The following is a 6101-nucleotide window of genomic DNA, read 5'->3' as shown; positions in this document are numbered from 1 at the left end:
TCAAGGATTATGGCCCGCTGGTCGAGACCGATCGCGGTTTGATGCCGGATGCTGAGCGCAAGGGCGAGACCTTCCAGAAATGGTGCAAGGCGCTGCGCAAGCTCGGCGGCAAGATCAAATACAAGGAACTGCGAGCCTGTGACTACGGCGCACCGACGATCCGCAAGCGCTTGTTCGTTATCATCCGCTTCGACGGCCAGCCGATAGTTTGGCCCGAGCCGACGCATGCAAAGCCAGATGACCCCGACGTCATCGCAGGCCGCAAGCAGCCTTGGCGCACCGCGGCAGAAATCATCGACTGGTCTCTTCCTTGCCCGTCGATCTTCGATACCTCGGAAGAGGTGATGGAGAAGCATGGCCTGCGAGCCGTTCGGCCGCTCGCCAACAATACCATGGCCCGCGTCGCCCGCGGGATGAAGCGCTATGTCCTAGACGCCGAACGCCCATTCATCGTTCAGACTGGATATGGCGAGCGTGCCGGGCAACAGCCTCGAATTCTGGATATCGACGCTCCTCTCGGGACTGTCGTTGCCGGCGGCGTCAAGCACGGGTTGATCTCGCCGTCGGTCATCCGCTTCAATACCGGTGCAACCGGACAAGATCTCCGCGAACCCTTGTCGACGGTCACTGCCAACAGCTTCATCAAGCGCCCGGGCGGCGCTGCGCCGCTGGGCATGATCGCCCCGCATCTAATGACGATGCGAAATTCGGGAAAGCCGTTCAACGGCGCTGATGAGCCGACACATACGATCACGGCCGGCAGCGCTGGCCTGTCCGTCGTCGCCCCGGTCCTGACCTATGCCCAGCAGGGCGGCGGGAACCGATCTGTCGAAGAGCCACACCATACGATCTGTGCCAGCAAGAAAGATCAGAACTCGGTCATCATTCCGCATCTGTCAGCGTTCTACGGGCAGGGGAATGGTGGAGAAGATCGCTCGGCCGACGTTTCAGAGCCGGTGCGCACGATCACTACGGAAAATCGGCATGCGGTCGCCGCGGTATTTGTTGCCCAGCACAACAACGACAGTCGACGTATCGGTGGAGTCAACCCAGGTCGCGAAGTGGACGAGCCTCTTTCGACCGTCACCGCGACCGGCGCGCAGCAGGGGATTATATCGGCCTTCATCTCCCGACAGTTCGGGGCGTCAATCGGTCATGGGGTTGATGAGCCGTCGGCCACTGTAACGGCAGGCGTTAACAAGTCGGTGCTCGTCGCGCCGCACCTTCATGCCTATTATGGGTCTGACCAGGACACTCCTGAAGACGAACCTTTCCACACCATCACCACAAAGCCGCGGTTCAGCCACGTCGAGGCCGGCATATCAGCGCCACCGTTCACGCCTGATCAAGAGGATCGCGCTCGCCGGGTCGCTGACTTCATGCGTTCGCACGGCTTCTGGGATGACCGCGAGTTCGTCACGCTGATAATCGGTGGCGAGACGTTCATTGTCGTCGACATCGGTATGCGCATGCTCATGCCTCGCGAACTGTATGGCGCGCAGGGGTTTCCACCAGAATACATTATCGATGGCGTCTACGCACAGCCGGCTGGCGGCGGTGACGCTGTGTGGGTGCCGTTCTCGAAATCAGTTCAGGTCTCATGTGTCGGCAATTCCGTATCTCCGCCGGTCGCATGCGCGCTTGTGTGGGCGAATTGCTCGCATCTTGCCCTCCAAATGGAGGCGGCATGAACGCTCTCGAACTCTTCCGCACCGACCTCGATTATATCCAGATCGCCGACAGGCTCGATATCGACGTCTCGGAAGTTGAACGCCAGATCCATCGCCTCCGCAACATCGAGCGCGGCGACACAACCCACGACGATTATTACGAACGTCGGAATGCCGAGGAAATCCGCTTTCGCGACAAGCACCGCGCCTACCAGAGAGAATGGTCTCGCGAGAAGAGAGCGAGGGCCAGAGCATGACGCGCGTCATCTCGTTCGATCTCCCAATGCCACCTTCGCTCTGGAACCTCTACGTCGGTCGCGGCATCAGCCAGAGACGCTCGAAGCAATACAAGGACTGGATCGAGGAAGCCGGCTGGATGCTGATCGCCCAGCGCAATCGCGGCGGCAAGTTCAAGCGGTTCCCTGGCGACGTCATCGTGACGATCGACGCCTACCGAGGCGGAAACAAGGGCAGAGATATCGACAACATTTTGAAGGCCGTCTGCGATTTGCTCCAGTCGACCAGCACCATTTCCAATGACAATTGCGTGGTCGATCTTCATGCCCGCTGGGTTGATGAAGGCGTTCCTTGCACTGTGACAGTGAGGGATGCCGCATGAGCCGATGGTTCCGCCACTACGCCGGCATGATGCGTGACGAAAAGCTCGTCCGCGTCGCCGTTAAAACCAAACAGGCGGTTGAGCGCGTCGTCTGGGTGTGGGGGGCAATCCTCGAAAGCGCTGCGGAGATCAACGATGGCGGAAGATATGAGTTTGACGCTGGAGAAGCCGCTTACTTTCTTCGGTGCGATGAGAGTGACATGGTTTGTATTGTCGAGTGCCTTGAAGGTATCGAGCGGCTTCATGGCGGGGTGGTTGCAAGGTGGAGTGACCGTCAGTTCGACAGCGACAGTTCGAAAGAACGACAGCGGCGATATCGGGAACGTCGAAAAGCTGGTGGTGACGTTCAAGAACGTAACGGTGACGTGGGAGAAACGTCACGTGACGGCGAAGTGACGCTGCAAGAAGCAGATACAGATACAGATACAGATACAGAGCTAGATAGTTCCTCACTTCGTTCGGAACAGCCGCGCGCGCTCGACCCGGAATTTCTCGAAAGCAAACTCAGAGAGGCGGCGGGAGACAAAATCCAGCCGCATGGTGGGTTCGTCGTGGGCCCGATCATGGCGCTTATCGCCGCCGGGGCAGATCTTGAGCTCGACGTCTTGCCCACTGTCCGGGCCAGCGCCGCCAAGCTTCCGCGCCCTGCCAAGTCTTGGTCGTACTTCGTTGGCCCTATCCAGGATGCTTTCGACCGACGGAAAGCCGCCGGTACGTGGGACCACGCTCAGCCTCGCCAACAAGCTCCGCCCGGCAAGACGCCATTCCAGCAGAACCATCAAGCCGCAATTGACGCATTCGACCGAAAGCTAGGAATATCCCGAGATGACGAATTTACCGGCACAACTCTCGACCTTGCAGACCGAGATTTCCGTTCTCACTGAAAAACTTGCGCCGGCGCCGGAAACCGCAGTCGCCGAAGCGATCAAGTCGCTGCTTGCCGCAGGTTTTGCGCTGCCGTCGGCGCTGGAAGCCGAGCGAGCGCCGGCCGTATATGCGTTTGCCCTCAAGGGAATTTCCGGTCAGGCATTGAAGCGCGTCGTCGCCAAGATCATCCGCGGCGAATACGAGATCAATCGCCGGTATGTGCCGTCACCGCCGGAATTTGCCATCCTCGCCCGATCGGAAGACAAGCCGCTTATCCAGGAGCTTGCCAACGCGAGAGCAAATCAGCAGGCACTTCAGCAGCCATCGACCCGGTATGTGCATGACCGAGGATTTAAGGATCTTCGCATCACCGCTCGCCACCGCGCCGATGAACTGAAGGCGGCCGGCTATTACTATCATTCGAAGTGCGAAAGCCTAGACAAGTTCAAGAGTGGCGCGAAGAACGGCCAGTATCCGGCTGGTGCAATCCACCTCTGGGCGATCGACGAGGTATGGGCACCAAGACCCGCGCATGTATCTCAGCCACCGATCGCGGATCCCGAATTCCATGAGGAGCAAGCGGCATGAATATCCGGGTCGATGTTCCCCAGCATGCCACAGTTGACATCGCGGCCGCTTCGAAAATGTGGGCGGACGGGAAGAGCGCTACGCAGATCGCGGAAAGATTCGGCGTTACCAGAAACGTCGTGATCGGCATCACGTCAAGAAACAGAGGCTTGTTCCCGAGCAAAACAGCAGAGAAGGAATATAATCCGAAACTGCTGGCAAAGGCGTCGAAGCTCTGGAATGAGGGTTTATCGCTCAGAGCCATAGGCAAGGTGGTCGGTCGTACTCAGCCGACGGTCGGAAGGATTGTCAGGAAGTTCCCTGAACTGTTCCAGCCGCGAGATCCTATCGCTCGGGCCGCGCCCATCGCCCAGCCAGCGCCTAAAAAGCAGCCGAAGCTTTTTGTCGAGAGCGCTCCGGATCTAGACTGGGTTCCGCCGATTGACGGCAAGACTTATGACGCCGACCGGCTGCAGCATGGCAAGACGCTTCTGGACGTCGGGTCCAGTGAATGCAAATGGCCTCTCAATGCCGGCGGCCCATTTCTCTTCTGCGCTGATACGGCGGTTGGTGGCAATTACTGCGCTCATCACCGGATGCGATCGGTGAGGGCGGCGTAATGCTCGAAATCCCTGCCGATGATCTGAAGATCGAAGTCTATCCCGTCCCCGGCATGCACGAGCGCGGCGGCCAGCATTGCGGCTATCACCCCGGCCTGAGGATCACCCACGGTCCGACCGGCGTCATGGCCTATGTCGAGAGCAACCGATCCCAGCACATCAACAAGATGATCGCCATGGACATGATCCTGGCGGCCATCACCCATCCGAAATTCAGGTAGGCATTTTTCAAACGAGGCGAGGGCAACATGGCGGCGAAAGAACAGGTAGACTATTCGAATCTCGGCGACGGCGAGAAGGAAGAACACTTCCGCGCGATGCTGGCGCGCCGACGGGCGCTGCGCGGATCGAGCGAGTGGTATGCGATCCGGGCGGCTCCGGGCACTCAGCGGATGGCAAAGCCGATCGAAGGAGCGGAAACCCACCGTGTCGGCGAGAGCATCATCGAGCGCAGTTTGAGGAACGAAGGTATCGACGTCTTCATGCCCGCCTACTGGTATGAGATCGTCCACCATCGGACGAACAAGATCATCGAGCGTCGGCTCCCGTTGCTGGTCGGCTACGCGTTTGTGAATCTGCCCAAAGCCAATTTCGAGGAGGTGCGCGAGGTCGATGGCGTTGTATGCTTCCTCCGTAGCCCCGACTATGGCCCACAGGTTTTCCACACCGATGATCTGGAGGCGATCGCGTTCGAGGAACATCGCCGCCGGCAGGAAATCCGTCGCGAAAAAATCACTCGCTTCGAAAAGGAAAAATCCAGCCAAGTCATGCACCTGAGGGGCAATCTTCGCAAGATACTGAAGAAAGGCCGTTCAACCCACATCAATCTCAAGGACCAGGCTCTCCTCGCCATCAAGGACATGGACCAGGAGATGCAATCGAAAATCATGGGGATGATCAAACAACTCGACACATTGGAGGAATATGACGGGCTTGCGCAGATTGATCGCGTCGCCTAATATCCATCGCAAATCAGGTGATTTGCGTGGCTGTTCTGATCGCGGACCTCATGTCCTTATGGGACGAGGGAACACTCGCCGGGCCACCGCTGGGATTTCACCGCCCGGCACCCACGGCGTAATGTGCCGTTTCCACCACATTTCGAGGCGAATGCCGGCTAGACTACACGGATTGGTTGTCTCGCCATTACTTGCCGCCTCAACGAGGTCGGGGTAAAAGCTGGGGTATGTGGCTCGAAAGAGCGGACGCTGAGGCCGGCTGGTGCACACAGCCACCCCGATACCTTACAAGCTAACCTTGGGACCACTCCCAAGGTAGCGATTTTTGGGATGATGCTGCCACTGAACTGTCTTGTGGTTAAACGGTGCGGCGACAATAGCGATCGGGCATAATTCCAAAGCCATCCCTTCTCGATACCCATTCCTCGCAAGAGGATAGAAGATTGGCGGTAAGCTTGTGCGTCGTAACTGACTGCCTTGGACTGCGTAAGCAGCAAGAGCTTTGAGCGGTAATCCTTCCGCCCGCCAGTTCATTCCACAGCCCAGCTCCGGTAACTCGGAGGCTGGGCCTTTTGATTCTCGGAGAGAGTGATGGAAGTTGATGTCCACGAGGCGCTTGAGCTTGCTTCCGGATCGCGCTTGAAGATTGGCGGCGCAGGTCTCAATGGCCGCACGACGGTCAACCACCACGAAATCTCCATCACCCGCAAGACAATCCTTCTATTTCTCGAAAGCCTCGATCCCGAAATGACGGTAGCGGAGCTTAGGGATCATCTGGACCAATAACGGTCCCAAACAA

The 6101-nt window shown here is 58.3% G+C and carries 9 protein-coding genes; all 9 read left to right on the top strand.

Features of this window, described 5'->3' with window-relative positions; genetic code table 11:
• The coding region (locus DTW90_RS34165) for a DNA cytosine methyltransferase (protein WP_149344313.1) at window positions 1–1691 on the top strand (1691 nt) is incomplete at its 5' end.
• Window positions 1688–1927 carry a hypothetical protein gene (locus DTW90_RS34160; RefSeq protein WP_149344312.1) on the top strand — a complete coding sequence of 80 codons (240 nt, stop codon included), beginning with the start codon at window positions 1688–1690 and terminating at the stop codon, window positions 1925–1927. The genes DTW90_RS34165 and DTW90_RS34160, both read left to right, overlap by 4 nt.
• Window positions 1924–2289 carry a RusA family crossover junction endodeoxyribonuclease gene (locus DTW90_RS34155; RefSeq protein ID WP_188080157.1) on the top strand — a complete coding sequence of 122 codons (366 nt, stop codon included), beginning with the start codon at window positions 1924–1926 and terminating at the stop codon, window positions 2287–2289. The genes DTW90_RS34160 and DTW90_RS34155 overlap by 4 nt, the downstream gene beginning before the upstream one ends.
• The gene (locus DTW90_RS34150) at window positions 2286–3173 is read left to right on the top strand and encodes a hypothetical protein (protein ID WP_149344309.1); all 888 of its coding nucleotides are present in this window, start codon (window positions 2286–2288) and stop codon (window positions 3171–3173) included. The genes DTW90_RS34155 and DTW90_RS34150 overlap by 4 nt, the downstream gene beginning before the upstream one ends.
• Window positions 3115–3744: a hypothetical protein gene (locus DTW90_RS34145; protein WP_149344307.1), complete on the top strand. Its 630-nt coding sequence runs from the start codon at window positions 3115–3117 to the stop codon at window positions 3742–3744. The genes DTW90_RS34150 and DTW90_RS34145 overlap by 59 nt, the downstream gene beginning before the upstream one ends.
• 149 nt (window positions 3745–3893) lie before the next feature.
• On the top strand, window positions 3894–4343 hold the full coding sequence (locus tag DTW90_RS37925; protein WP_281407601.1) for a GcrA family cell cycle regulator: 450 nt from the start codon (window positions 3894–3896) through the stop codon (window positions 4341–4343).
• Entirely contained in the window at window positions 4343–4564 is a 222-nt protein-coding gene (locus DTW90_RS34135; protein ID WP_149344304.1) for a hypothetical protein, read from the top strand. The genes DTW90_RS37925 and DTW90_RS34135 overlap by 1 nt, the downstream gene beginning before the upstream one ends.
• A 27-nt stretch (window positions 4565–4591) precedes the next feature.
• Complete coding sequence (locus DTW90_RS34130) at window positions 4592–5302, top strand: transcription termination/antitermination NusG family protein (RefSeq protein WP_149344302.1); 711 nt, start codon at window positions 4592–4594, stop codon at window positions 5300–5302.
• 591 nt (window positions 5303–5893) lie between these two features.
• Complete coding sequence (locus DTW90_RS34125; protein WP_149344300.1) at window positions 5894–6088, top strand: hypothetical protein; 195 nt, start codon at window positions 5894–5896, stop codon at window positions 6086–6088.
• The last annotated feature ends 13 nt before the right edge of the window (window positions 6089–6101 follow it).

Source organism: Neorhizobium sp. P12A (assembly GCF_008365395.1).
Taxonomy (GTDB): domain Bacteria; phylum Pseudomonadota; class Alphaproteobacteria; order Rhizobiales; family Rhizobiaceae; genus Rhizobium.
The sequence above is the reverse complement of the archived record's forward strand: the minus strand, read 5'-3'. Positions and strand labels throughout refer to the sequence as shown.

Bases quoted from the DNA above. Each gene is read 5' to 3' on its own strand.
- DTW90_RS34160 (WP_149344312.1), top strand. From the start codon at position 1,688: ATGAACGCTCTCGAACTCTTCCGCACCGACCTCGATTATATCCAGATC.
- DTW90_RS34155 (WP_188080157.1), top strand. From the start codon at position 1,924: ATGACGCGCGTCATCTCGTTCGATCTCCCAATGCCACCTTCGCTCTGG.
- DTW90_RS34150 (WP_149344309.1), top strand. From the start codon at position 2,286: ATGAGCCGATGGTTCCGCCACTACGCCGGCATGATGCGTGACGAAAAG.
- DTW90_RS34145 (WP_149344307.1), top strand. From the start codon at position 3,115: ATGACGAATTTACCGGCACAACTCTCGACCTTGCAGACCGAGATTTCC.
- DTW90_RS34135 (WP_149344304.1), top strand. From the start codon at position 4,343: ATGCTCGAAATCCCTGCCGATGATCTGAAGATCGAAGTCTATCCCGTC.
- DTW90_RS34130 (WP_149344302.1), top strand. From the start codon at position 4,592: ATGGCGGCGAAAGAACAGGTAGACTATTCGAATCTCGGCGACGGCGAG.
- DTW90_RS34125 (WP_149344300.1), top strand. From the start codon at position 5,894: ATGGAAGTTGATGTCCACGAGGCGCTTGAGCTTGCTTCCGGATCGCGC.